Genomic DNA, 23,613 nt, shown 5'->3' with positions numbered 1-23,613 from the left:
TACTGCACCGGCTACATCATCTGCCATGACAGAGCAGGCCCTGCGTGAGGATCTGGCAGCAGCCTATCGCCTGATCGCGCATTTCGGCATGACCGACCTTGTCTATACGCATCTGTCCGTGCGTCTGCCGGGGCCAAGTCATGCCTATCTGGTCAATCCCTACGGCCTTCTGTTCGAGGAAATTACCGCCAGTTCCCTGGTCGTGGTGGATGCGGACGGCCTGCCCAGACAGGAAACGTCGTGGCCGATCAACCCGGCGGGGTTTGTCATCCATTCTGCCATCCACCGCAGCAGGCCCGATGCCGCCTGCGTCATGCATACCCATACCATTCCCGGCATGGTGGTGGCGGCACAGGACCAGAACGTCCTGCCGCTGAACCAGATCAACATGGAATTCTACGGCAGCGTCGCCTTTCACCCCTACGAAGGGATTGCAGCGGATGATAACCTGAGCGAGCGTGAACGTCTGGTGCGCGACCTTGGTGACCGCAATGCGCTTATTCTGCAGAACCATGGACTGCTGACCGTTGGTACGACCGTCGCGCATACATTCTATCGCATGTATTACCTGAATCAGGCCTGCAGCATCCAGATCGCGGCGCAGGCGACTGGGGTGCCACTGCACATTCCGTCCGAGGCGCAGATCCTGCGCGCGAAAAAGCAGTTTGATGATGATCCCGATCAGGGCCGCCTGATCTGGCAGGCCCTGCGCCGCAAGCTTGATCGTGAACAGCCGGATTACAAGGACTGATACGGGCTGAGGTTGTGCGTTCTGACAGGCCTGCAGGTATTCATGCCTGCGGGCCTGTTTGCATGATGTCCGTTTTCAGGAGGAATGAATAAGGCGATTAGGTCGCACCTTTTCAAAAGCCGCCAGGCCAATCTGCGGAACGAACGTTCCTGCACATGGTCATAATGTCCGTAGGATCTGCGAGCTGCGGGACTCGAACCCGCACGCCCTGTTGCGGGCGCAAGATTTTAAGTCTCGTGCGTCTACCATTCCGCCAAGCTCGCATATACGGACCTGTTTAGCATATGCACGGCGCAGGACAATCATTGGCCATGATTTTATTGAATTAAATTGTTAGTACCCTATTCGTAAATCGCGGCAGCCTGGATCAGTTTATAAAGATCGGACCATGTAATATGATGGGGATCAGGCTGATAAAACAGGGTATTGCGGCCTTTGAATGCAATCAGCCACGCCTGTATTGCTTCCAGAAAATTTCTGGTACGTTTATTTTCTTCGGGGAAATAGGACCTTTCAGAAAAATATCCCGTAACCATAAGAAAGTTTTTGGTGAATATTTTTCCAAAAACCTTTGAAGAACGTCGCGTTTTTGAAAAAAGGCGACACTCAAAAAACCTTTACTGTTTTTCATCAATGAGTTGTTTTTAAATAGCCTCTTAATCCACACTACAGGCGGATCCCTTCGCAGGCAGGCCATCTGCCCTGCTGGCCCACCATTGCGGCGGCGGTCAGCGGGGCAGCGGCTGTATTACTGCTGGAAAGCGCGGGCCAGAATATTCTGTTTTTCCAGTGATACCGGCAGGGTGGTATTGGTCAGGGCAATCCCCTGCCAGCCCGCGCCCAGCGCCGTGTAAAGGTTGATCGCGTCCTGCAGGCGCTCCAGCCGTGCCATGGCCTCGGCATTCTGGGCGTTCAGGGTCGTGCGTTCGGTTGTCAGCACTTCCAGGAACCCGACCAGACCGGCGGCATACAGCTTGCGCGCGCGCTCACTGGCCAGTGCGCTGTCTTCCGCGGCCTTGGCCAGCAGCTCGGTGTGTTCTTCATCATCATGCCATGCGGCCATCGCGTCTTCGACTTCCTTGAAGCCGTTGAGGACGGACTGGCGATAGGCAAGCCTGCTGGCTTCGGCCGCAGCCTGCGCCATACGGATCTGGGAAGTATATTTCCCGCCATGCATCAGCGGCAGGGACGCCATCATCAGGAACTGCCAGCTCATGCCACCCATCTGGAACACCTGATACAGGGCCGATGCATTGGGGTTGAAGTTCAGCGGAATGGTGAAGTTCGGGTAAAGCTGGGCAACGGCCACGCCAATGCGTGCTGTCGCTTCGGCATAGGTGCGTTCCGCCTTGCGGATATCGGGACGGTTGGCGATCACCATGGACGGCAGGGTGGACGGGAATTCCGGCACTGGTGGCAGCGGCTTGGCCACCTTTAGTTCCAGTTCCGATGTGCCAGGCATTTGCCCCATCAGCACGTCAATCGCATGCGTGATCTGGGAAATATGGGTTTTCAGCGGTTCACGTGCCGCCGTCTGCGAATCCAGTTCCGCCTTGGCCTGCGCGATCTGCATGGTGTTACCCACGCCTTCCAGATACAGGCGGTTGGTCAGGTCATAGGCATCCTGTGCCACGTGGATATTGTTGTTGGCGATTTCCAGCCGCAACTGCTGGTCGCGCAGCATCATGTAGTCACCGGCCAGTTCGGACAGCATCATGACCATGACGGCGCGACGGTCCTCGATCGATTCCTCGACCGCGCGGTTTTCGGCTTCCACGCTACGGCGGATGCGACCGAACACGTCAATCTGCCAGCTGGCGCTGAAGCCATAGCCCAGGTACGATGCCTGCGGGTGGTTGACCGGGTTGCCGGGCCGCAGCGGCCAGTTGTCGATATTGATCGAATACCGCACATCACCCGCGGATGCCTGCGTATCAACCTGCGGATACCACTGCGATGCCTGCACGTCACGGATGGCGCGTTCGGCCATGATGCGCTGGCCCGCGACCTGCAGGTTATAGTTCCCCGCAATCGCCTTATCGACCAGCTTGTCGAGTTCAGGATCCTTGAACAGGTGCCACCACTGTTTCAGTTCCTTGTTGGTTTCCTCGATTTCCTCAGGGGTGGCGGCGTGGTCATCCTCGGTAAACTTGGCCGGGGGTTTCATCCGGTCGGGCTGGTAACGGGGGCCTACCGTACAACCGGCCAGGAAAATGGCCGATGTCAGGAACAGGCCGGTCCGGCGGGTAACTGCGTTGATATTCATGATCGTGCCCGGCGCCTTACAGATGGTCTTGCAGCCATGTCGTCAGACGGCCGCGTTGGGTACGGGACTGGGGACCGACGCTGATCGTGGCGGTCATGCCGGCCGCCAGTGTCACGCTGTCAGGCACATGGTCCAGATGGATACGGACCGGGATACGCTGCGCCAGCCGCACCCATGTGAAGATCGGGCTGACATCCTGCAGCCCCAGGCCGTCGGGCCTGCCGTTCTGGTCATTGATACCGCGGGCGATACTGACCACATGACCGGGCAGGATGTCCTTGTAACCCATCAGCTTGACACGCGCATCGTCACCCACATGCACGCCCCACATCTTCGTTTCCTCGAAATAGCCGTTGACCCAGTAGGAATCGGCGTCAATCACCGCCAGCCGCGCATGGCCCGCCGTGACGTAATCACCCACCCGCAGGTTGAGGTTGGTGATGTTGCCGTTGACCGGGGAATACAGGATGGAGCGCTGCAGGTTCAGCTTGGCCAGGTCAAGGGCCGCGCGCGCCGCATCAACCGACGCGATCTGCGTTGCCACGTTCGAGTTGAAGACTTCCTGTTCTTCCGCCGACACGATACCGCCCAGTCCCATGCGGCGGCGCGCATCATTTTGCTTGAGCTTCAGGTCTTCCAGCGCACCGTCCAGCCGGGCCTGTGCTTCGCGTATGGCAAGGCGGAAACGTACGGGGTCAAGCACGAACAGGGGGTCGCCCCGGTGCACGAACTGGTTGTCGACCACGGGCAGCTGCACCACGGTTCCCGACACTTCCGGCGCCACGTCCACGACATAGACGCGAACACGTCCGTCACGTGTCCAGGGGGCAATCATGTAGGTGTCCCATAAGGTGACGCCCATGACGATGGCCATCGTCACGACCGCCAGGGTCAGGACCACACGGATCAGGGTGCGCAGGAGGGGCATGGGGATTTCTCGAACCTTCTTGGGACAGTCAGATGTACAGGATCATCAGGCAGAGGACGCAAGTGTATAGCGCAACCTCGAACAGGGCGAGATGCCAGAACCATTTCATTATGCCGCACCACCATAACAGCGATCGCAGCAGCATGGTGACAGGCAGGGCAGCCACGGCATAGACGACAATCGGTGCCATGAAGACACCGAATAGGTTGAATTCGCTCAGCATCAGGCGGTTCTCATTCCGAACGGTCCCGTTGAAGGAGGAGCAGGCACGGACAGGCCATGACGGACTGTATCCCTGCCCGTCGCTATCTGTAGCCGACCGGACGCATGGAAGAAACCGGCAATGGAGACAAACTGCATGGATGGGACATTCCGTCGTGGCATCGGGTGCCCCCATGCAGGCAGTGCCGGGGCATGGTCACGCAATGGGACGGACAGCAAAACGGGGGTCATGCCTGTCCCCCGCCCGGGGCGCCGGTCCGGGTGCACAGATTGGCCTCGATCCGTTCAAAGACGGAATAGCAGGCCTGCAGTTCAGGGGTGGAAATGCCATGCAGCAGGCGGTTGGACACGGCTTCCACCGCATGGCGGACCTGGCGTGCGGTGCGTTCGCCCTTTTCCGTCAGGCTGACCAGTTTGGAGCGTTTATCGTCACGGTCGGGGGAACGGAACACCAGATCACGGCGTTCCAGTACATCAAGCAGGCGGGCAACGGACGGGGCTTCGATTTCAAGGGCGCGCACAAGGTCGGTCTGGCGCACGGGGGGCGGCAGCAGGCCAAGGTACAGCACTGGCCGCCATGTCGCTTCCGTCAGGCCGTATTCCTGCAGGTCGCGGTCAACCTGCCTGCGCCATGCGGCACCAAGCCGGGCGAGACGGCGACCAAACGACAGTTCCTTCTCGTTGCGCTCCAGATCGGGCATTCTGTTCCGCCAGCTTGGACATACAATTATTAAGCATGCAAACCATTTGCGTGCTTAGTATATCCGGAAGCTGCACGTTTCCAGAAAACGACAAAGTGAGCCAATGCAATTTCAGCATGGATACTATCTGGCAATGACGTGGATCATTGCCAGACTGTGCGGGCCGGTGGCTTGGGGGGTTATTTTCCGCGCCCCGTCATGACCTTGAACAGGTTCCATACCGCCCGGCCGGTATGGCGGGTCAGCGGACCGGCAACCGTCGTGGCCACGGCGGACAGGGCAACGGTCTGCCGCAGTTCGTTCAGGGCGTGTTCACGTGCGAATCGTACACGGATTTCTTCCGGTGTCATGTAGGAACGCCGGCCCATGACCAGCCCCATGACAACCACCAGAAGATCGGCCCCGAATACGGCCGCAGCCGAACCAAGGGCGCTGAAGCCCAGTGTCTGGTAACAGAAGGCCCACAGCAGCCCATGGCCCGAAATGACTGCGAAAAAAGCAAAGATAGCCGCCACAACCAGGAATGCAGCCTGACGACCAAGACGGATCGCCATCAGCTTGCGTAGGGTCAGTTCCCCTTCAATGATGGTTTTACCGATTTCGCCTATTCTCATGATGCTCGCGTATCCTCTGGTTGCAGCAGGCTAGAAAGCCTTATTTCGTTGCGCGGCCAAGAAAATAGCCGATCACCGAGAAAATGGCGATAGCAACAAGCGAACGAGCGCGTGAGCCACCCTTCTTGGGTGCGTGTTCCGCCAGGTTTTCGCGTGCCTGGCCCGCCAGATGTTCCGCCTTGCTGGCAACATCATGCAGGGCCTGCTTGCCGTGCGTGTGCAGCAGGTTCTCGATGTGGCCCTTCAGGGCCTGCAGGTCTTCGTGGGTGACGTGCTTGATGGTTTCGGTCTTGCTCATGATCGTTTCCTTTGTGACGAGTGAAGCCAACAATCCTCTGGTAAGGAGGTAACCATTGCTTATAACGCGTTATCTCCCCAGTCAGGTTTCTGTTATCGCATGTCTCCTTTCTCCATTCGGCTGGTTGTCAACGCGCTCCGGGCCTTTTCCGGTGCGCCGGGCCTGTCTTTTTCTGCCGCGGCGGGCCAGTGCCTGACGGTTGTCAATGACAGGACCGACTGCCTGTGCGTGCTGGCGGACATGCTGGTGGGCCATGTATCCACCTGCGCGGGGCAGGTCATGGTTGACGGGGTTGACGTGACCGGCCTGCCACCCGACCGGCGGCCATGCGCGCTGGTGGGATGGCGCGATCCGCTGTTCGCCCACATGACGGTTCAGGCCAACCTGGCCTTCGCGTTGCGGGCACGCGGGGAGGAATCGCACGCCGTGGCGGCACGGGTGCGCGCCGTGCTGGCGCTGCTGGGGCTGGATGGGCTGGAACATGCCCGTCCCGCCACCCTTTCACCCGAACAGGCGCTGCGTGTCATGATTGGCCGCGCCCTGGTGTTCGAACCCCCCGTTCTGGTGCTGGATGATCCCTTTACGCCGCTGCCGCCTGCGGCCCGCGTGGCCATGCGGCGTCTGGTCGGCCGGCTGGTGCGCGCGCGTGGCCTGTGCGTGGTGCTGCTGACGCGGGGGCGCGAGGATGCGCTGCTGCTGGGGGATACGATTGCCTATATGGATGGCATGGAGATCGTGCAGCTTGGCACGGCGCTGGACCTGTTCGACCGCCCTGCTTGCGACCGGGTGGCGACCGGGTTCGGCCATGCCAACAGCCTGACGGTCCGCGTGGCCAGTGTCGAGGATGATGTGGCCCTTGCGCACCTGCCCGGTGGCCTGCCGGTCGAAGCCATGGCCGCCCCGGGCGTGGAGGCGGATCAACTGGCCATGCTGTGCATCCGGCCGGACCGGATCGCGGTCATGTTCCCCTCGCGCCCCGGCATGGCGGGGGGCGCTGACCCCGACGGGCCGCCGGTGCTGGAGGCGACCCTGACGGACATGCGGCAGATGGGCGATCATGTGCTGCTGCGCTTCAGGCTGGCGAATGGGGAGGAACTGCTGGCGCGCCGTCCGCCCACCCCCGCCCTGCAGCGTGTGGCGGCGGGGCAGGTGGCCATACTGGCGTGGCAGCCGGGGCAGGCAATTGCCTTTCCGTTCCGGGGTGAAATGGGGTAGCGTCCGGCATTCTTCGCCCCTGCCTGAAAGATTGTTTCCTGTCCGTGTTCCAGTTTGCGTCCCGTCCCCGCGTCCGTATCGGCCTGTTGAGCCTGCTGGTGGCGTCCTTCGCCCCGTCCGTCCGGTCTGTTTCGGCTGTTGCTGCGACCCCCGTACGGCATAAGGCCGCCCTTGTGGTCGCCAGCACGGAGTCGCAGATGACACAGGCGCAGAATGCCGCCTTCCTCCAGCCTTTCGCGCGGGCGTCCCACCAGCCGGTGGCGCAGCAGGCATGGAACGGCACCCTGACGGAACTGGAAAGGCATGGCCTGCATGCGGGACGCGCGGGTACATGGTCACTGGTCTTTGCCGAGGACAGCACCATCCGCGCCGCCTGCGTGCGTGAACTGGTCATTCACCTGGCCGGTAGCGCCACCAACCCCGACGGGTGCGGTGTGCCGGGCATGACAACCCAGATCGTGGTGGCATGGGACCAGACACGGCGCAGACTTGCGCCACGCTGGGTTGATTTCTGGGATATCGTGCGTTTTCCCGGCAAGCGTGGCCTGCGGCGTGACCCGCGTACCACGCTGGAAATCGCGCTCATGGCCGATGGCGTGGCGCCGGGCGATGTGTATGGCCAGCTTGCCACACCGCAGGGTGTCGATCGCGCCTTTCGCAAGCTGAGCCAGCTTCGCCCCTATATCACGTGGTGGTCCACCCCGGCGGACGCCACCAGTATTCTTGAACACGGACAGGTGCTGATGGGCAGCGCGCCCGGTGACGCGGTGCGCAGCATTGCTACGCGCTACAGGGACAGGATCGGCATCAATACGGACATGGCGCTGTCCTATGGCCTGTCATGGGGCGTGGTGGCCGGGCAGTCGGCCTTCCGGCTGGGGCAGGCGCGCAACCTGCTGCACTTTATCATCCAACCTGACCAGCAGGCCGCGTTCCTTGCCCGCTATCCTGCCGCGACGCCACCCGATACGGCGCATGCGCCCGTGGCGTTGCCGGTGGATGTGCAGTTCTGGCAGGCACATTACCCCGACCTGTCACGCCGCTTTGAGACATGGTTGCGGGATGCGGGCTGATGCCGCCTGACCTTGCTGTCCGTCCGGCCGGGCTACTGGGGCTGGATGGGGCCTGTATCGCGCTGGGTCTTGTGGTGGCGTGCGGGCTGGTGCTGGCGGTGCATGTCGGGCTGTACCGGGCATGGCCCGCGTGGTGCGTGCTGCTGCGCGGCATGCTGCTTTGTCTTGTGCTGCCGGGACTGGGTCTGGCGGTATGGTGGCCGGACCTTGCGCATGGGAACGGAATGGCCAGATGTATCGTGCAGGGGCTGTGCCTTGCCCCTGCCGCGATGTGGCCCCTGCTGCGGGTGCTGGACCGGATTCCGCCGGGCCTGTCGCGCACCGCCTGTGGGTTGGGAGCGGATGCGAAAATGCGTTTCCGGCTGCTCTGGCTGCCGTTGCTGGGCCTGCCGGTGGCGGGGGTGGTGGCGTTTTCGTTCGGTATGATCGTGCTATGCGCCATGGCGGCGGTGGCCGGGCATTGAAGATTTTATGGATTTGATACGGCAGGACCACGACCATGACAGATGACACCCCGCCATTCTGGGAAACGACACCCCTTGAGCAGATGTCTTCCACGCAGTGGGAGTCGCTGTGTGACGGGTGTGGCCGGTGCTGCCTGCACAAGCTGCGTGAGGACGAGACGGATGAAGTCCTGTTTACCGATGTCGCCTGTCGCCTGCTGGATACCACGTCGTGCCTGTGTACCGATTATGAACACCGTCAGCGCCGGGTACAGGACTGTATCAGCCTGACGCCAGAAATGCTGGCGGATATCGACTGGCTGCCGCCAACCTGTGGGTATGTGCTGGTGCGTGACGGGGAACCGTTGCCATGGTGGCACCCACTGGTGTCCGGCACCCGTGATACGGTGCATGAGGCAGGCATATCCGTAAGCGGCAGGGTCATCAGTGAACGCAAGGCGGGCATGCTGGAGGACCATGTGGTTGACTGGCCCGGCGAAGCCCCACGGAATGCATTCTGCCGCACGCGCCCATCCCGGCCGCTGATAAAAGGGTAATAAAAGTTTTTGGCTGCTGCTTTTTTTCAAAAAGACGATGTCTTGTCGAAACCTTTTGAAAAAAGCTTCACCAAAAATGCCTTCATGAATTTACAGGATGTTTCATGGCAGGAATACTGTGACGACCGGGACGGAGGTCGTGCCCATCGCGTCCGGTCAGGTCACGGTATGCTGGCGGGCATCGCGTCAGGCGCGGCGTATTTCCATGCGGATCGATCCCCGTAGCGGGCATGTCGTCATTACCCTGCCGCGTGGCGCGCGCAAATCGGACGGGCTGGCGCTGCTGCGCGCGCATTCCGCATGGGTGGCGGCGGGGCTGTCACGCCTGCCACCGCCTGTTGACCTGTGCCATGGCGGCCATGTCGTGCTGGATGGGCGGCGCCATGAAATCCGCCACTGTCCCGACGCACGGCGTGGCGTATGGCTGGAAGACGGGGTGCTGCATGTCAGCGGTGCGGAAGAATTCGTCCCCCGCCGTGTCAGCGCCTATCTACGCGCACAGGCGCAGGTCCGTCTGCCCGCCCGCCTGCGCGCGCAGGCCGAAACCTGCGGCCTGAAACCGATACAGGTCAGGCTGCGCGATACGAAAAGCCGGTGGGGTAGCTGTTCATCCGATGGGTCGATCATGCTGTGCTGGCGGCTGGTCATGGCACCGCTGGAGGTTCAGCATTACATCATTGCCCATGAACTCGCGCATCTGCGGCACATGAATCACGGGCCGGATTTCTGGTTATTGGTGGACAGCCTGACCCCGCACCGGCGTCAGGCCGAAAAATGGCTGCATGACCATGGCGCCAGCCTGCACCGGATCGCCCCGGTCTGAGCGTGTCTGATAAAAGAGCAGCAAAAGTTCCTGGTGAAGCTTTTTCCCAAAAAGCTTTTAAAAGATACCACCTTTTTGAAAAAAGGCGTCAGCCAAAAACTTTTATTACCTTTCGAGGGATATCTTATGCAGTGAACTGTTCGGTTATAATCCGTTCCGACAGGCTCTGCCCCGGATCGAACAGCACGGTAGTCTGCAATTCCCGCGCCTCGCTGATTTCGACGGAAATGACATCGCGCACTTCGGTAAAGTCGGCCACGGCGGCCACGGGGCGCTTGTCGGTTTCCAGAATGTCGAAACGCACCTGCGCCGTGGAAGGCAGCAGCGCGCCGCGCCACCGGCGCGGGCGAAACGCACTGATGGGCGTAAGCGGCAGCAGGTTGGCCGATAGCGGCACGATTGGCCCGTGCGCGGACAGGTTGTAGGCGGTTGACCCTGCCGGTGTCGAAATCAGCACCCCATCACATATCAGTTCGGGCAGGCGCACGCGTCCGTCCACCCCGATGCGGATTTTCGCCGCCTGCCGTGTCTGGCGGAACAGGAATACATCATTCAGCGCAAGGGCATGGATGCATTTGCCCTCGACCGTCGTGGCCTTCATGCGCAGCGGGTGCAGGATGGCAGCCTGTGCCGTGGCAAGGCGGGCGGGCAGGTCATCGGGCACGGCGGGGTTCATCAGGAACCCCACCGTCCCGCAATTCACGCCATATACCGGCAGCTTGCGCCCCAGCGTCGTATGCAGCATTTCCAGCATGAAGCCGTCGCCGCCAAGGCAGACCAGTGCGTCCGCTTCATCCGGGGGGCATTGCCCGTACTGCCCGACCAGACGTTCCAGCCACAGCTGCGCGCTTTCGTTCGGGGCCGCGGCAAAGCTCAGCTTCGTGGGAAGGTACCCATCGGTCCAGCCGGGGTACGACATGTCATTCATGGGGTGTGGATGGACAGGCGGTGATGCGCCATGACCGGCATGCGTTCGCGTATGCTGTCGGTTACCGTGCGGTCCAGGCGCGCGGTACTCCACCCCGGTCCGTCCGAAACCTGGGCCACGACGGTGCCCCATGGGTCGATGATCATGGAATGGCCGTACGTGCGGCGCTTCTGGCCATTTTCGTCCGTATGGGTGCCGGTGGTGCCACAGGCGACCATCCAGCACTGCGTTTCGATCGCGCGGGCACGCAGCAGCGTTTCCCAATGCGCCAGCCCCGTTTCCACCGTAAAGGCGGCAGGCACCAGCAGCACGTTCGCCCCCCGCGCCCGCAGCGCGTGGAACAGCGCGGGAAAGCGGATATCGTAACAGATGGCCAGTCCCGCCGTAAGGCCAGCGGAAAGCGGCGCGGTCACGATGTCCGAACCGGGTTCGTACGTATCGCTTTCGCGGTAGCCTTCGCCACCGGGGGTGGTGACGTCAAACAGGTGGATCTTGCGATAACGCGCGCGCTCACGCCCCTTTGCATCAAACAGCACGGACGTATTGAACAGCCTGTCCCCATGCCGTTCCCCGATGGACCCGCCATGGATGATGACGCCATGTTCGCGCGCCATGTCCGACAGGAACCGGTACAGCGGCCCGGCTTCCCCCGTGCCATCGGGGGCGGGCAGGGTCTCGGCCGCCGCGAACTTCATGTCCCGGGTGCCACCAAGGCAGCTCCACATTTCCGGCAGCATGACAAGGTCGGGCTTGTCCGCGGTGATGGCGGCGGTAATCAGTGCGCGGGCGTGTTCGATATTATCGTGCGCGGATGCGCCGGGCGCCATCTGGATGACAGTGGTGCGCATCAGGATACGTACTCCGTGGGCATTGGCCCCCGACCATAGGACAGGCAGCCCCGCGCCCGCAACCGGTATGGCCTGATCGTGCGCCCTGTTAAAAGCCGTGGCGGCGCGATAGGATGTGGCCGTACTTCATATTGAAAAATCAATGGCGCATTCCTCATCTTCCCGAACTGTCATCTTCGCCGCCCTTGGTGGCAACCTGCTGGTGGCGGCAACCAAGTTTGCCGCCGCTTTCATGACCGGCAGCGCCTCCATGCTGAGCGAGGCCATCCATTCCCTGATCGATACCGGCAACCAGGGACTGCTGCTGGTCGGCATGCGGCGTGCGACGCGGCCGGCTACGGCCATGCATCCGTTCGGCTACGGGCTGGAACTGTATTTCTGGACCTTTGTGGTGGCGCTGCTGATCTTCGGGCTGGGGGCTGGTGTGTCCCTGTATGAAGGGATCATCCACATCATCCATCCGCAGCCCGTCGCGCATGTGCTGGTCAATTACGTCGTGCTGCTGGCCAGCATCGTGTTTGAAGGCTCGGTCTGGCTGATGGCGCTGCGGACTTTCCGCAAGGAAGGCAAGGGCCGTCGCGGCTGGGTCGAGGCCGTGCAGATGAGCAAGGACCCCACCGTATTCACCGTCCTGTTCGAGGATACGGCAGCACTCAGCGGTCTTGGTGTCGCGCTTCTGGGCAATATCCTGGCCGAGTGGCTGGACATGCCGGTGCTGGATGGCGTGGCGTCCATCATCATCGCGTGCATCCTTGCGGTGACGGCGGCGTTCCTTGCGCGGGAATCGCAGTCACTGCTGACCGGCGAAGGCGTGGCGCCGGAGGTACTGGTGGCCCTGCGCCGCATGGCGCTGGCGGCCAGCGGGGTGGAGCGGCTGAATGAAATCCGCTCCCTGCATTTTGGCCCACGTGACGTGCTGGTGGTGATCAGCCTTGATTTCCGTAACGACATGACGGCAGGGCAGGTGGAAATCGTGGTCAGCGCGCTGGAACATCAGATCAAGCAGGCCTACCCCGAAGTAACCCGTGTTTTCATCGAGGCACAGGACAGCCGCACCCAGCCTCCGGGCACGGCCGCCAGCGGCAGCGTGCCTACGCCGTAACGAATTCGGCCGCCCGGTAACCCTGCGCGAACAGCAGGGTGCGCAGGGTGGTATGATTGACCTGGCTGGTGATTTCGCGCCGGACAGCGGGCTTGGCATGGAAGGCGATGCCCGCACCGGCCACGCGCAGCATGGCAAGGTCGTTCGCGCCATCGCCCGTCGCCATGGCGTCACGCATGTCCAGACTGCCCGCCGCCACCAGGCGGCGCAGGTGCGCAAGCTTCGCATCCGGGCCAAGGATGGGCTGCCCCACCGTGCCCGTCAGCGTGCCGTCCGCATCCAGCAGGATATTGGCGTGGTTTTCATTAAAACCGCATAGCGCCGCCACCTTGCTGGTAAAGAAGGTGAACCCGCCCGACACCAGCGCCGTGCGTGCGCCGTTCGCGCGCATGGTGCGTACCAGTTCCACGGCACCGGTATTGAGCTTCACATCCTGCCATGCCCGTTCCAGCAGGCTGACCGGCAGGCCGCGCAGCAGGGCGACACGTTCACGCAGGGCGGATTCGAATTCGATTTCCCCATTCATGGAGCGCCGGGTGATGTCGGCAATCTTTTCCCCGATCCCGGCATGGGTCGCGATGTCATCCAGCGTTTCGCAACTGACGATGGTGCTGTCCATGTCGGCCACCAGCAACCGCTTGCGGCGGTTGTCGCGCGGCGTTACCAGCACGTCCATCCCGCGCCCGGCAAACACATCCCGCATGGCCCCGATATCCGGCTGTTCCCATGTCGCGGGGGCATTGCAGTCGATTTCAACCGCTTCCCCTTCCGACAGGGTGACGGGAGCATTGCCGCGCACCAGGTCACGCGCGGTCTGGATATCAACCGGCGTGAGGGATGTGGCGCCACGGTTGGCCACCAGTACAAGGGTATGGGAAAAAGAAGAGGAATCAGCCATGGGGTCCGGGTATATGACAGGTGAGAGACAATGACACGCCCCCCTGCCGGGCGGGCGCGCGTGGCGGTGATCGTGGCGGGTCCGACCTGTTCGGGCAAGTCCGCACTTGCGCTGGCCCTTGCACGGCAGGTGAACGGTACCATCATCAATGCCGATTCGATGCAGGTATATCGTGACCTGCGTGTCCTGACAGCCCGGCCTGACGCCGCCGATGAAGCCAGCGTGCCCCATGCACTGTACGGTGTGTTGCCAGCAGCGGAACCCGGCAGTGTCGCATGGTGGCGCACGCAGGCCATCGCTGCGGCCCGTACCGCATGGGATGCCGGCCGGGTGCCGGTGTTCTGTGGCGGCACGGGCATGTATTTCCGCGCGCTGACTGATGGGCTGGCGGATATACCCCAGCCGCCCGACGCCATCCGTGCGCAGGCACGCGACATGGTGGACCGCCTTGGGCCAGCGGCAGTGCATGACATGTTGCGCCAGCGCGACCCTGAAACCGCCGCAACCCTGCGCCCGACCGATGGACAACGTATTGCCCGTGCATGGGAAGTGCATGCGGCCACCGGCCATGGGCTGGCCTGGTGGCGGCGTGAAGCCGTGCTGCCCCCGCTGCCCGCGCGTTTTGTCGCCATACGTCTGCATCCCCCGCGTGACGTGCTGCGCGCGGCCATAGCCCGCCGGTTCCATGCCATGCTCGACCTTGGCGCGATGGATGAGGTCGCCCGCCTGCTGGCGCAGGACCTGTCCCCGGCCCTGCCAGCCATGCGCGCCCATGGCGTGCCCGAACTGGCCGCCGTGCTGCGGGGCGAAATGGATATGGCGGCAGCGGCCCAGCAGGCCATCCGCCTGACCGGGCAATACACGAAACGACAGGCGACATGGTTCGCCCATCACGCGCTGGCGGCGGAGATGGACACGTTTTTATATGAAAAACGGTTTGAAAAATGCGAAACCGCGCAACAAATGGAAAGGTGGAGCAATAAAATCATTTCTTTTGTTATTAACCGCATTGACGCGGGCCAAGGGTTTCCGTAAACCCGGCCCCGGGATTTCGCCCCCGAGGGCTGGCCGGATTGTTCCGGTGGCTTTGGGCGAAGGAGCAGGAACATGAACGCAGCATCGCACCAGACAGACCTGAAGCCTCAAACCGCTGGCACGGATACGACCGTACTCAGCGGTGCGGAAGTGCTTCTGCGCGTATTGGTCGAACAGGGGGTCGAAGTCATTTTCGGCTATCCCGGCGGCGCGGTCCTGCCGATTTATGATGCCATTTTCCGCCAGAACGCGATTCGCCACGTGCTGGTCCGTCATGAACAGGCGGCGGTGCATGCGGCCGAAGCCTATGCCCGGTCCACCGGCAAGGTCGGCGTGGTGCTGGTGACCAGCGGCCCCGGTGCGACCAACACCGTGACCGGCCTGCTGGATGCCATGCTGGATTCGATTCCGGTTGTGTGTTTTTCCGGTCAGGTGGGCGTGCCGCTGATCGGCACCGACGCCTTTCAGGAAGCCGACACCACGGGCATCACCCGCCCCGCCACCAAGTACAATTACCTTGTGCGCCGCGCGGACGAGATTGCGCCCAGCGTGCATGAAGCCTTCCATATCGCGCGCAGTGGCCGCCCCGGGCCGGTGCTGGTCGATCTGCCGAAAAACCTCATGGTTGGTCCCGCGCCCTACGTGGCGCCGCCGCGCACGCCGCACCCGTCCTACCACCCGCAGACCGAACCGGGGCGGGATGTGATCGCCCGCGCCGTGGCTGCCATGAAAGGCGCGCGCCGCCCGCTGTTCTATACCGGTGGTGGCATCATCAATGCCGGGCCCGGGGCCTCCACGGCCCTGCGCCGTCTGGTGGAAAAGACGGGGTTCCCCTGCACGTCCACGCTTATGGGGCTGGGGGCGATGCCTGCGGGGGACCGTCGCTTCCTGGGCATGCTGGGCATGCACGGCACGTACGAAGCCAACATGGCCACCCATGACTGTGACGTGCTGATTGCACTCGGTTCGCGCTTTGATGACCGCGTGACCGGGCGGCTGGATGCGTTCTCGCCCGGTTCGTTCAAGATCCATGCGGATATCGACCCCAGCCAGATCAACAAGATCGTGCGGGTGGATGTCGGCGTTGTGGGGGACGCACGGCGCGTGATCGAAATGATGCTGGAGGAATGGGACTGCACCCCCGCCAATACCCGCCAGCCGATCGATGTCGCGCAGTGGTGGCACCAGATCAATGAATGGCGGAAGATCGACAGTCTCGGCTTTTCGCAGGACATGGCGCCCGATGCGATCATCCGCCCGCAATACGCCATCCGTCGCCTGCATGAGATGGCGACCGCCACGGGGCGCGATACCTATGTCTCGACCGAGGTGGGGCAGCACCAGATGTGGGCGGCCCAGCATTTCGGTTTTGACAAGCCCAACCGCTGGCTGACCTCGGGCGGGCTTGGCACCATGGGCTATGGCCTGCCGGCCGCTGTTGGCGCGCAGGTCGCCCACCCCGATGCGCTGGTGATCGACATTGCGGGGGAAGCGTCCACGCTCATGAACATTCAGGAACTGTCCACCATCGCGCAGTATCGCCTGCCGGTTAAGGTGTTCATTCTGAACAACCAGTATATGGGCATGGTGCGGCAGTGGCAGGAACTGCTGCATGAATCGCGGTATTCCGAAAGCTACAGCGCGGCGCTGCCCGATTTCGTGCGGCTTGCGGAAAGCTTTCACGGGCGCGGCCTGCGGGCGACATGCGTGGGTGAACTGGATGGCGTGATTGCCGAAATGCTGGCCCATCCGGGTCCGGTGGTGGCCGATATCTGTGTCGCGCAGGATGAAAACTGCTACCCCATGATCCCGTCGGGCGCGGCGCATAACCAGATGCTGCTTGGTCCCGATCAGGATGACGAGATCAGCGCCGAAGGCCGCATGCTGGTCTGATCGCCCGTCAGTCCCGGCGGGCTTTCCCGCCGGGTGCTTTTCGTCCTTATCCTGCTGGCATGCAGCCTGCGTGCCAGCACCTTCAGCAGTCAGGAAACACCATCATGACCACGCAGCAGGAGAGCCCGGTCTCCGCGGTCATTTCCATTCAGGTCGAAAACGAAAGCGGCGCGCTGGCACGTGTCATCGGCCTGTTTTCCGGTCGTGGATACAATATCGAAAGCCTGACCGTGGCCCCGGTTGATGAAACCGGCCGCCAGTCGCGCATTAATATCGTTACCACCGCCACCCCGCGCGTGCTGGAACAGATCCGCGCGCAGGTGGAACGCCTGGTGCCGGTGTACCGCGTGTCGGTCATGACGGCGGCGGACCCCCACGTCGCGCGTGAAATGGCGCTGGTCAAGGTGATCGCCAGTGGCGAACGCCGCGCCGACGCCCTGCGCATCGCGCAGGCGTTCCGCGCCCATCCTGTTGATGCCTCGGCCACTTCGTTCGTCTTTGAGCTGACGGGTGCGACCGACAAGCTCGATGCCTTTATCGACCTCATGCGTCCCCTTGGCCTGGCCGAGGTGTCGCGCACGGGTGTCGCCGCCATCGCCCGTGGCGCGGCAATCCTGTAAGGGTCGCGTTTTTACCTGATCGATTCGTTTTTCATTCCCAAGGAGTAAGATCATGCGCGTCTATTACGATCGCGATGCCGATGTGAACCTGATCAAGAGCAAGAAGGTCGCCATCATCGGTTACGGCAGCCAGGGCCATGCCCATGCCAACAACCTCAAGGATTCGGGCGTGACCGACATCGTTGTCGGCCTGCGTCCCGAATCCAAGGCCGTCGCCAAGGCCGAAGCCGCAGGCTTCAAGGTCATGACCCCCGCCGATGCCGCCAAGTGGGCCGACGTGGTGATGGTGCTGACCCCCGATGAAGGTCAGGGCGCGCTGTACAAGGAATCGCTGGAAAAGAACCTCAAGCAGGGTGCGGCGCTGGCCTTCGCCCACGGTCTGGCGATCCACTTCCGCATCATCGAAGCCCGTCCCGACCTGGACGTGTTCCTGATCGCGCCGAAGGGTCCGGGCCACACCGTGCGTTCCGAATACCAGAAGGGTGGTGGCGTGCCGTCGCTGGTGGCCGTGGCACAGAATGCTTCGGGCAATGCGCTTGAAATCGCGCTGTCCTATGCTTCCGCCAATGGTGGTGGCCGTGCGGGCATCATCGAGACGACCTTCAAGGAAGAGGTCGAAACCGATCTGTTCGGTGAGCAGGCCGTGCTGTGTGGTGGCCTGGTTGAACTGATCCGCGCCGGGTTCGAGACGCTGGTCGAGGCAGGCTACGCGCCGGAAATGGCATATTTCGAGTGCCTGCATGAAATGAAGCTGATCGTGGACCTGATCTACGAAGGCGGCATTGCGAACATGAACTACTCCATCTCCAACACGGCGGAGTATGGTGAATACGTGTCCGGCCCGCGCGTGATCACGCCGGAAACCAAGATCGAGATGAAGAAGATCCTGACCGACATTCAGGACGGCACCTTCGTGCGCAACTTCATCCTGGAAAACCAGTCCGGCAACATCGGCTTCAAGGCTACCCGTGCCCGCAACAACGAACACCAGATCGAAAAGGTGGGCGAGAAGCTGCGCGCCATGATGTCGTGGATTGGCAAGAACAAGCTGGTCGACAAGGCCCGCAACTGATTATTGCACGACCGGGATCGGGGATGGTGCGCCATCCCTTTTTCCAGACGCCAGCCGGGCTGTCCCGGCTGGCGTTTTTTTTATGTCGGCTTTTCCAGTTGTTGCCAGCATTTGCCGTGACACGGACCGGGGCGCGGTGCCACCATGCGCGCCGGATATGAACAGCAGGAGCACCGTACCGTGACGGATTACGTGATTCCCCCCTACACCCTTCCCGTTGTGCCAGTGGAGGGGCGTGCGGGTGTCTTTCCCGTCCGGCGGATATGGTGCGTGGGGCAGAACTACGCTGCCCACGCGCGTGAAATGGGCAGCAATCCCGAACGTTCCGAACCCTTTTTCTTTTCCAAGCCGGGTGACGCGGTGGTGCCGGGTGGCGGCCTGCTGCCGTTTCCGGTCAGTACGTCCGACCTGCATCATGAGGTGGAACTGGTAGCGGCCATCGCGCGTGAGGGGGAGAACATCCCCGTGGAAAAGGCGCTGTCGCATATCTATGGCTATGCCGTAGGGCTGGACATGACCCGGCGTGACCTGCAGGCCGCCGCCAAGAAGGCGGGACGGCCATGGTCGCTGGCCAAGGGGTTTGACCAGTCCTGTCCCATTTCATCCATTGTTCCCGCATCGGTCTGTGGCCACCCCGCAGGGGGCGCCATTACGCTGAGCGTGAATGGTGAATCCCGGCAGAAGGGCGATCTGGTGGAAATGATCTGGTCCGTGGCCGAGATCATCTCCTCCCTCAGCCGTTTTGTCGCCCTTGCCCCCGGTGACTTGATCATGACCGGCACCCCGTCGGGCGTGGGGCCGGTCCGGCGTGGCGATGTGCTGCATGCCACCTGCGCCGGTGTGGGGGAACTGAACGTGACCTATACCGCCTGAATACATGCGGTGCGGGCTGTCATGCCGTGCGCCAGTCATTGAGAGGCTGTTTGGAAACAGAAATTTTTTGGATGCTGCTTTTTCAGCAAGGACGGCGTTCTTTGAAGCTTTTTTCAAAAAGCTTCACCAAAAACTCTTAACAATTTTCACGATGTTTCACGGACAGTCTCCGGATCTCTTCATGCAGAAGGATTGAAAAGACATGCAATACCGTCAGTTGGGCCGTTCCGGCCTGCGGATTTCCGCCTTTACGCTGGGTACGATGACATTTGGCGGCAAGGGTGACTTTGCCAAGACAGGTGATACCGACCTTGCCGGTGCGCGTCGGCAGATCGATCTGTGCATTGATGCCGGGGTCAACATGTTCGACACGGCCGATATCTATTCCACCGGCGTGTCGGAAGAAATCCTTGGCGCAGCACTCAGGGGCCGCAGCGACGATATCATGGTGACCACCAAGGCCCGTTTCCGCATGGGCAAGGGGGCGAATGATGCGGGCCTGTCACGCTATCACCTGGTCAGCGCATGCGAGGCCAGCCTGAAGCGGCTGGGACGTGACCATATCGACCTGTATTACCTGCATGAATGGGATGGTCAGACCCCGCTGGATGAAACGCTGGAGGCCCTGGATACCCTGACCCGGTCAGGCAAGATCCGCTATGCGGGGGTTTCCAATTTCTCGGCGTGGCACATCATGAAGGCGCTGGCCACGGCGGAGCGCAACCGCCTGATCGCACCGGTGGCACAGCAGATCTATTATTCCCTGCAGGCGCGGGATGCGGAATACGAACTCCTGCCCGTGGCGGTGGATCAGGGGATCGGTGTGCAGGTCTGGAGTCCCATGGCGGGTGGCCTGCTGTCGGGCAAATACCGGCGCGGCAAGCCCCAGCCACAGGGCACGCGGCAGATCGAGAACTGGGGCGAGCCACCGGTCCATGATATCGAGAAGCTGTATGATGTGGTGGAAGTGCTGGTCAGCATTGCCGAATCTCGTGACATTTCGGCGGCACAGGTGGCGCTGGCATGGGTGGCGCAGCGTCCGGCGGTGACCTCCATCGTGATCGGCGCGCGGACGGAGGCACAACTGATCGATAACCTCAAGGCTGCTGATCTCAGCCTGACGGCTCAGGAAATCAGCCGTCTGGATGACGCCAGCGCACCGCCGCTGCTCTATCCCTTCTGGCATCAGGCCAGCACGGCATCGGACCGGCTTTCACCCGCCGACCTGCTGCTGCTTGGCCCGACGGTTGCCAGAAAAGGCAAGTAAGACAGATGTTTCCTTCCCCGCCCTGTCAGGGTGGGGAACCCTGTCGGTTTCATGCGGTGTTGCCGCTGGGTGAATGGCCGTTACGTTGATAAGGCACGGCAATCTTGACATGGATCAAGGTTGCAGGCCCGGCGGCAATGGTCAGCTATCCCCCATGGAAATCCGGGCTGCCCGATGCGGTATGACAGGAAACAGGGGAAGGAAATCCACGCCCGATATCTTGTAATAACATCCAGTTGATCCCATCTGGAATCCAGCGCCATGCCGTTGCCTGTTGAGGGACGGCGCAGTGGCACAACCTGTTATGTCGCCTGATTGAAAGGGACGAGGGAATAAATGAATATCGAGAAGTTTACAGAACGGTCGCGCGGCTTCCTGCAGGCGGCACAGACCATTGCCATGCGGGATTACAACCAGCAGCTGACGCCGGAGCACCTGCTCAAGGCCCTGCTGGATGACGATCAGGGGGCGGCGGCCGCCCTGATCCGCGCAGCCGGCGGGCAGGTTCCCGCCATTACGGCGGCGAATGAAGCCGCCCTTGCCAAACTGCCGAAAGTACAGGGCGGCGGCGCGGGCCAGCCCAGTGCAACGGGCGAACTGGTGCGCGTGCTGGATGCGGCCGAACAGGCCGCGCAGAAGGCGGGCGATGAATACGTGGCCCAAGACCGACTGCTGGCCGCCATCGCCGCATCCGAGACCCCGGCCGGCCAGGCCCTGCGCGCAGGGGGGGCGACGCCACAGGCGCTGGAAAAAGCCATTGCCACCATCCGCAAGGGACGCACCGTGGATAGCGAAAACGCAGAAGCCAATTTTGACGCGCTGAAGAAATATGCGCGCGACGTGACCGAGGTTGCGCTGCAGGGCAAGCTGGACCCCGTGATCGGTCGTGACGAGGAAATCCGCCGCGCCATTCAGGTCCTTGCACGCCGCAGCAAGAACAACCCCGTCCTGATCGGTGAGCCGGGCGTGGGCAAGACCGCCATCGTCGAAGGACTGGCGCAGCGTATCGTCAATGGTGATGTGCCCGAGGCGCTGAAGAACAAGAAGCTGCTCTCGCTCGACATGGGCGCGCTGGTTGCCGGTGCGAAGTTCCGTGGTGAGTTCGAGGAACGCCTGAAGGCGGTCCTGAAGGAAATCGAGTCGGCTGAAGGCCAGATCATCCTGTTCATCGACGAAATGCATACCCTTGTGGGTGCAGGTCGCAGCGATGGCGCGATGGATGCCTCCAACCTGATCAAGCCGGAACTGGCCCGTGGCGTGCTGCACTGTATTGGTGCGACGACGCTGGATGAATATCGCAAGTATATTGAAAAAGACGCGGCCCTCGCCCGCCGGTTCCAGCCGGTCTATGTGGGTGAGCCGACGGTGGCCGACACAATTTCCATCCTGCGCGGGATCAAGGAAAAATACGAACTCCATCACGGGATCCGTATCTCCGATGGTGCGCTGGTGGCGGCGGCAACGTTGTCCAACCGCTACATCACCGACCGCTTCCTGCCCGATAAGGCCATCGACCTTGTGGATGAGGCCGCCAGTCGCCTGCGCATGCAGATCGACAGCAAGCCCGAGGAACTTGATGAACTCGATCGTCGTCTGATCCAGCTCAAGATCGAACGCGAAGCCATTCGCAAGGAAGATGACGCAGCCAGCAAGGAACGTCTGGTCAAGCTGGAAGCAGAACTGTCGGAACTGCAGGAAAAGTCTGATGCCCTGACCGCCGCCTGGCATGCTGAAAAGGATCGCGTCAACGCGGTGCAGAAGCTGCAGGAGGAAATGGATCAGGTCCGTTCGGACATCGAGATCGCCCAGCGCAAAGGGGATCTGGGGCGTGCGTCGGAACTGATGTACAGCCGCCTGCCGCAGCTTCAGGCCCAGATTGCCAAGGCGCAGGAAGAAGCTGACCAGATCAGCAAGGGCGACGGCATGGTCAGCGATACCGTGACCGATCAGGGCATTGCCGCTGTCGTATCGCGCTGGACCGGCGTGCCGGTGGACCGGATGCTGGAAGGCGAGCGCGCCAAGCTGCTGCGCATGGAAGATGAACTGCGCAAGAGCGTGGTGGGTCAGGAACCGGCCCTCAAGGCGGTGTCGAACGCGGTGCGCCGTGCCCGTGCCGGTCTGCAGGATCCCAACCGTCCCATCGGTTCGTTCCTGTTCCTTGGCCCGACGGGTGTGGGCAAGACGGAACTGTGCAAGGCGCTGGCCCGCTTCCTGTTCGATGACGAGAAGGCCCTGCTGCGTATCGACATGAGTGAGTTCATGGAGAAGCATGCAGTCTCCCGTCTGGTCGGTGCCCCTCCCGGTTATGTCGGGTATGAGGAAGGTGGCGTGCTGACCGAGGCCGTCCGTCGCCGTCCCTACCAGGTCATCCTGTTCGATGAAGTCGAAAAAGCGCATGAGGATGTGTTCAACATCCTGCTGCAGGTGCTTGATGATGGCCGCCTGACCGATGGGCAGGGCCGCACGGTTGATTTCCGCAACACCCTGATCGTGCTGACCAGTAACCTTGGTTCCGAAGTGCTGGCCCATCTGCCGGATGGGGAATCGGTCGAAAGCGTGCGGCCGGAAGTCATGCAGGTCGTGCGCAACCACTTCCGGCCCGAGTTCCTCAACCGTCTGGATGAAATCATCCTGTTCTCCCGTCTGCAGAAGGCGGATATGGGCAAGATCGTGGAAATCCAGATCGGTCGCCTGCGCAAGCTGCTGGATGAGCGTAACATTCAGTTGCGTCTGGACAAGGGCGGCGAGGCATGGCTGGCGAACGAAGGCTATGACCCCGTGTATGGTGCGCGTCCGCTCAAGCGCGTGATCCAGCGTGCATTGCAGAACCCGCTGGCGGGCCTGCTGCTGGAAGGCACCATCCATGATGGTGAAACCGTCACCGTTGATGCAAAGGACGACCACCTGACCATCAATGGGAACGAGGTGGATGCCGACTGATATCGGCACGCCACACCGGATCTGGAGAAAGGAGGGGCTTGCCCCTCCTTTTTTCATATATTTTTCATGTTAAGGCACGTTTTTCGGTTCGTTTGGTGAACGGTTTTTGGTTTTAACGGCTGATTTCCGTGCGTTTCATGTGTTTTCAGGGCGGCGTTGACAGGGTGGGCTAATATCCGTAAAAGCCCCTTCACCGGACGGCGATGCTGCTCCGGCGGGATCTTTGACAAGAGAATAGAGAGAGTA

General features: G+C 61.8%; 24 protein-coding genes and 1 tRNA gene. 14 read left to right on the top strand and 11 right to left on the bottom strand.

Annotated elements, in window-relative coordinates; all coding sequences use genetic code 11:
- Window positions 1-25: 25 nt before the first annotated feature.
- Window positions 26-751: a class II aldolase/adducin family protein gene (locus F1542_RS10780; protein WP_253073260.1), complete on the top strand. Its 726-nt coding sequence runs from the start codon at window positions 26-28 to the stop codon at window positions 749-751.
- Between the two features lie 178 nt (window positions 752-929).
- Here F1542_RS10780 and F1542_RS10775 read toward each other — a convergent pair.
- From F1542_RS10775 to F1542_RS10745, 7 genes are all read right to left on the bottom strand, one after another.
- Window positions 930-1,014, bottom strand: a tRNA-Leu gene (locus tag F1542_RS10775).
- Between the two features lie 485 nt (window positions 1,015-1,499).
- Window positions 1,500-3,017 carry an efflux transporter outer membrane subunit gene (locus F1542_RS10770; protein WP_193733035.1) on the bottom strand — a complete coding sequence of 506 codons (1,518 nt, stop codon included), beginning with the start codon at window positions 3,015-3,017 and terminating at the stop codon, window positions 1,500-1,502.
- A 16-nt stretch (window positions 3,018-3,033) separates the two neighbouring features.
- Complete coding sequence (locus F1542_RS10765; protein WP_010510089.1) at window positions 3,034-3,945, bottom strand: HlyD family secretion protein; 912 nt, start codon at window positions 3,943-3,945, stop codon at window positions 3,034-3,036.
- A 28-nt stretch (window positions 3,946-3,973) separates the two neighbouring features.
- Entirely contained in the window at window positions 3,974-4,168 is a 195-nt protein-coding gene (locus F1542_RS10760) for a DUF1656 domain-containing protein (protein ID WP_010510087.1), read from the bottom strand.
- Window positions 4,169-4,394: 226 nt separating this feature from the next.
- On the bottom strand, window positions 4,395-4,868 hold the full coding sequence (locus F1542_RS10755; RefSeq protein WP_193733034.1) for a MarR family winged helix-turn-helix transcriptional regulator: 474 nt from the start codon (window positions 4,866-4,868) through the stop codon (window positions 4,395-4,397).
- 179 nt (window positions 4,869-5,047) lie between these two features.
- Window positions 5,048-5,482 carry a hypothetical protein gene (locus F1542_RS10750; protein WP_193733033.1) on the bottom strand — a complete coding sequence of 145 codons (435 nt, stop codon included), beginning with the start codon at window positions 5,480-5,482 and terminating at the stop codon, window positions 5,048-5,050.
- 40 nt (window positions 5,483-5,522) lie between these two features.
- On the bottom strand, window positions 5,523-5,780 hold the full coding sequence (locus F1542_RS10745) for a hypothetical protein (protein ID WP_193733032.1): 258 nt from the start codon (window positions 5,778-5,780) through the stop codon (window positions 5,523-5,525).
- Window positions 5,781-5,879: 99 nt separating this feature from the next.
- Between F1542_RS10745 and F1542_RS10740 the strand changes: the two genes are divergently transcribed.
- The 5 genes from F1542_RS10740 to F1542_RS10720 all read left to right on the top strand — a co-directional run bounded on the left by F1542_RS10740 (window position 5,880) and on the right by F1542_RS10720 (window position 9,891).
- The gene (locus F1542_RS10740) at window positions 5,880-6,995 is read left to right on the top strand and encodes an ABC transporter ATP-binding protein (RefSeq protein ID WP_193733031.1); all 1,116 of its coding nucleotides are present in this window, start codon (window positions 5,880-5,882) and stop codon (window positions 6,993-6,995) included.
- A 44-nt stretch (window positions 6,996-7,039) separates the two neighbouring features.
- Entirely contained in the window at window positions 7,040-8,068 is a 1,029-nt protein-coding gene (locus tag F1542_RS10735) for an extracellular solute-binding protein (protein WP_193733030.1), read from the top strand.
- Window positions 8,068-8,532: a hypothetical protein gene (locus tag F1542_RS10730; RefSeq protein ID WP_193733029.1), complete on the top strand. Its 465-nt coding sequence runs from the start codon at window positions 8,068-8,070 to the stop codon at window positions 8,530-8,532. The genes F1542_RS10735 and F1542_RS10730 overlap by 1 nt, the downstream gene beginning before the upstream one ends.
- A 35-nt stretch (window positions 8,533-8,567) precedes the next feature.
- Complete coding sequence (locus F1542_RS10725) at window positions 8,568-9,068, top strand: YcgN family cysteine cluster protein (RefSeq protein ID WP_193733028.1); 501 nt, start codon at window positions 8,568-8,570, stop codon at window positions 9,066-9,068.
- A gap of 118 nt (window positions 9,069-9,186) precedes the next feature.
- The gene (locus F1542_RS10720) at window positions 9,187-9,891 is read left to right on the top strand and encodes a SprT family zinc-dependent metalloprotease (RefSeq protein ID WP_193733027.1); all 705 of its coding nucleotides are present in this window, start codon (window positions 9,187-9,189) and stop codon (window positions 9,889-9,891) included.
- Between the two features lie 124 nt (window positions 9,892-10,015).
- On the opposite strand, the gene F1542_RS10715 is transcribed toward F1542_RS10720, so the two are convergent.
- Entirely contained in the window at window positions 10,016-10,819 is an 804-nt protein-coding gene (locus F1542_RS10715; RefSeq protein WP_193733026.1) for an NAD kinase, read from the bottom strand.
- Window positions 10,816-11,667 (bottom strand): carbon-nitrogen hydrolase family protein, encoded by an 852-nt coding sequence (locus F1542_RS10710; protein ID WP_193733025.1) that lies wholly within the window; start codon window positions 11,665-11,667, stop codon window positions 10,816-10,818. The genes F1542_RS10715 and F1542_RS10710 overlap by 4 nt, the downstream gene beginning before the upstream one ends.
- A gap of 142 nt (window positions 11,668-11,809) precedes the next feature.
- On the opposite strand from F1542_RS10710, the gene F1542_RS10705 reads away from it, so the two are divergent.
- Complete coding sequence (locus F1542_RS10705) at window positions 11,810-12,769, top strand: cation diffusion facilitator family transporter (protein ID WP_193733024.1); 960 nt, start codon at window positions 11,810-11,812, stop codon at window positions 12,767-12,769.
- Here the strand turns inward: F1542_RS10705 and serB are convergent.
- Window positions 12,759-13,667, bottom strand: coding sequence for a phosphoserine phosphatase SerB (serB, locus tag F1542_RS10700; protein ID WP_193733023.1), 909 nt, complete (start codon window positions 13,665-13,667; stop codon window positions 12,759-12,761). The genes F1542_RS10705 and serB overlap by 11 nt on opposite strands.
- Before the next feature lie 30 nt (window positions 13,668-13,697).
- Here serB and miaA point away from each other — a divergent pair, with 30 nt between their 5' ends.
- The 7 genes from miaA (at window position 13,698) to clpB (ending at window position 23,367) form a co-directional block, all read left to right on the top strand.
- The gene (gene miaA / locus F1542_RS10695) at window positions 13,698-14,702 is read left to right on the top strand and encodes a tRNA (adenosine(37)-N6)-dimethylallyltransferase MiaA (RefSeq protein ID WP_193733022.1); all 1,005 of its coding nucleotides are present in this window, start codon (window positions 13,698-13,700) and stop codon (window positions 14,700-14,702) included.
- A gap of 72 nt (window positions 14,703-14,774) precedes the next feature.
- Window positions 14,775-16,595, top strand: coding sequence for a biosynthetic-type acetolactate synthase large subunit (gene ilvB, locus F1542_RS10690; RefSeq protein ID WP_193733021.1), 1,821 nt, complete (start codon window positions 14,775-14,777; stop codon window positions 16,593-16,595).
- A 104-nt stretch (window positions 16,596-16,699) separates the two neighbouring features.
- Window positions 16,700-17,215, top strand: a complete 516-nt coding sequence (gene ilvN, locus F1542_RS10685) for an acetolactate synthase small subunit (protein WP_193733020.1) — start codon at window positions 16,700-16,702, stop codon at window positions 17,213-17,215.
- Between the two features lie 52 nt (window positions 17,216-17,267).
- Window positions 17,268-18,287, top strand: a complete 1,020-nt coding sequence (gene ilvC, locus F1542_RS10680) for a ketol-acid reductoisomerase (RefSeq protein WP_193733019.1) — start codon at window positions 17,268-17,270, stop codon at window positions 18,285-18,287.
- Between the two features lie 144 nt (window positions 18,288-18,431).
- The gene (locus F1542_RS10675) at window positions 18,432-19,160 is read left to right on the top strand and encodes a fumarylacetoacetate hydrolase family protein (RefSeq protein ID WP_193733018.1); all 729 of its coding nucleotides are present in this window, start codon (window positions 18,432-18,434) and stop codon (window positions 19,158-19,160) included.
- Window positions 19,161-19,362: 202 nt separating this feature from the next.
- Entirely contained in the window at window positions 19,363-20,427 is a 1,065-nt protein-coding gene (locus tag F1542_RS10670) for an aldo/keto reductase (RefSeq protein WP_193733017.1), read from the top strand.
- A gap of 336 nt (window positions 20,428-20,763) precedes the next feature.
- Complete coding sequence (gene clpB / locus F1542_RS10665) at window positions 20,764-23,367, top strand: ATP-dependent chaperone ClpB (RefSeq protein ID WP_193733016.1); 2,604 nt, start codon at window positions 20,764-20,766, stop codon at window positions 23,365-23,367.
- Window positions 23,368-23,420: 53 nt separating this feature from the next.
- On the opposite strand, the gene F1542_RS17200 is transcribed toward clpB, so the two are convergent.
- On the bottom strand, window positions 23,421-23,613 hold a 193-nt coding region (locus tag F1542_RS17200), incomplete at its 5' end, for a hypothetical protein (protein WP_227672670.1).

The sequence above is a fragment of the Komagataeibacter sp. FXV3 genome (assembly GCF_015155755.1).
GTDB lineage: Bacteria > Pseudomonadota > Alphaproteobacteria > Acetobacterales > Acetobacteraceae > Komagataeibacter.
The sequence above is the reverse complement of the archived record's forward strand: the minus strand, read 5'-3'. Positions and strand labels throughout refer to the sequence as shown.

Bases quoted from the DNA above. Each gene is read 5' to 3' on its own strand.
- F1542_RS10780 (WP_253073260.1), top strand. From the start codon at position 26: ATGACAGAGCAGGCCCTGCGTGAGGATCTGGCAGCAGCCTATCGCCTG.
- F1542_RS10770 (WP_193733035.1), bottom strand. From the start codon at position 3,017: ATGAATATCAACGCAGTTACCCGCCGGACCGGCCTGTTCCTGACATCG.
- F1542_RS10765 (WP_010510089.1), bottom strand. From the start codon at position 3,945: ATGCCCCTCCTGCGCACCCTGATCCGTGTGGTCCTGACCCTGGCGGTC.
- F1542_RS10760 (WP_010510087.1), bottom strand. From the start codon at position 4,168: ATGCTGAGCGAATTCAACCTATTCGGTGTCTTCATGGCACCGATTGTC.
- F1542_RS10755 (WP_193733034.1), bottom strand. From the start codon at position 4,868: ATGCCCGATCTGGAGCGCAACGAGAAGGAACTGTCGTTTGGTCGCCGT.
- F1542_RS10750 (WP_193733033.1), bottom strand. From the start codon at position 5,482: ATGAGAATAGGCGAAATCGGTAAAACCATCATTGAAGGGGAACTGACC.
- F1542_RS10745 (WP_193733032.1), bottom strand. From the start codon at position 5,780: ATGAGCAAGACCGAAACCATCAAGCACGTCACCCACGAAGACCTGCAG.
- F1542_RS10740 (WP_193733031.1), top strand. From the start codon at position 5,880: ATGTCTCCTTTCTCCATTCGGCTGGTTGTCAACGCGCTCCGGGCCTTT.
- F1542_RS10730 (WP_193733029.1), top strand. From the start codon at position 8,068: ATGCCGCCTGACCTTGCTGTCCGTCCGGCCGGGCTACTGGGGCTGGAT.
- F1542_RS10725 (WP_193733028.1), top strand. From the start codon at position 8,568: ATGACAGATGACACCCCGCCATTCTGGGAAACGACACCCCTTGAGCAG.
- F1542_RS10715 (WP_193733026.1), bottom strand. From the start codon at position 10,819: ATGAATGACATGTCGTACCCCGGCTGGACCGATGGGTACCTTCCCACG.
- F1542_RS10710 (WP_193733025.1), bottom strand. From the start codon at position 11,667: ATGCGCACCACTGTCATCCAGATGGCGCCCGGCGCATCCGCGCACGAT.
- F1542_RS10705 (WP_193733024.1), top strand. From the start codon at position 11,810: ATGGCGCATTCCTCATCTTCCCGAACTGTCATCTTCGCCGCCCTTGGT.
- serB (WP_193733023.1), bottom strand. From the start codon at position 13,667: ATGGCTGATTCCTCTTCTTTTTCCCATACCCTTGTACTGGTGGCCAAC.
- miaA (WP_193733022.1), top strand. From the start codon at position 13,698: ATGACACGCCCCCCTGCCGGGCGGGCGCGCGTGGCGGTGATCGTGGCG.
- ilvB (WP_193733021.1), top strand. From the start codon at position 14,775: ATGAACGCAGCATCGCACCAGACAGACCTGAAGCCTCAAACCGCTGGC.
- ilvN (WP_193733020.1), top strand. From the start codon at position 16,700: ATGACCACGCAGCAGGAGAGCCCGGTCTCCGCGGTCATTTCCATTCAG.
- ilvC (WP_193733019.1), top strand. From the start codon at position 17,268: ATGCGCGTCTATTACGATCGCGATGCCGATGTGAACCTGATCAAGAGC.
- F1542_RS10675 (WP_193733018.1), top strand. From the start codon at position 18,432: ATGCGCGCCGGATATGAACAGCAGGAGCACCGTACCGTGACGGATTAC.
- F1542_RS10670 (WP_193733017.1), top strand. From the start codon at position 19,363: ATGCAATACCGTCAGTTGGGCCGTTCCGGCCTGCGGATTTCCGCCTTT.
- clpB (WP_193733016.1), top strand. From the start codon at position 20,764: ATGAATATCGAGAAGTTTACAGAACGGTCGCGCGGCTTCCTGCAGGCG.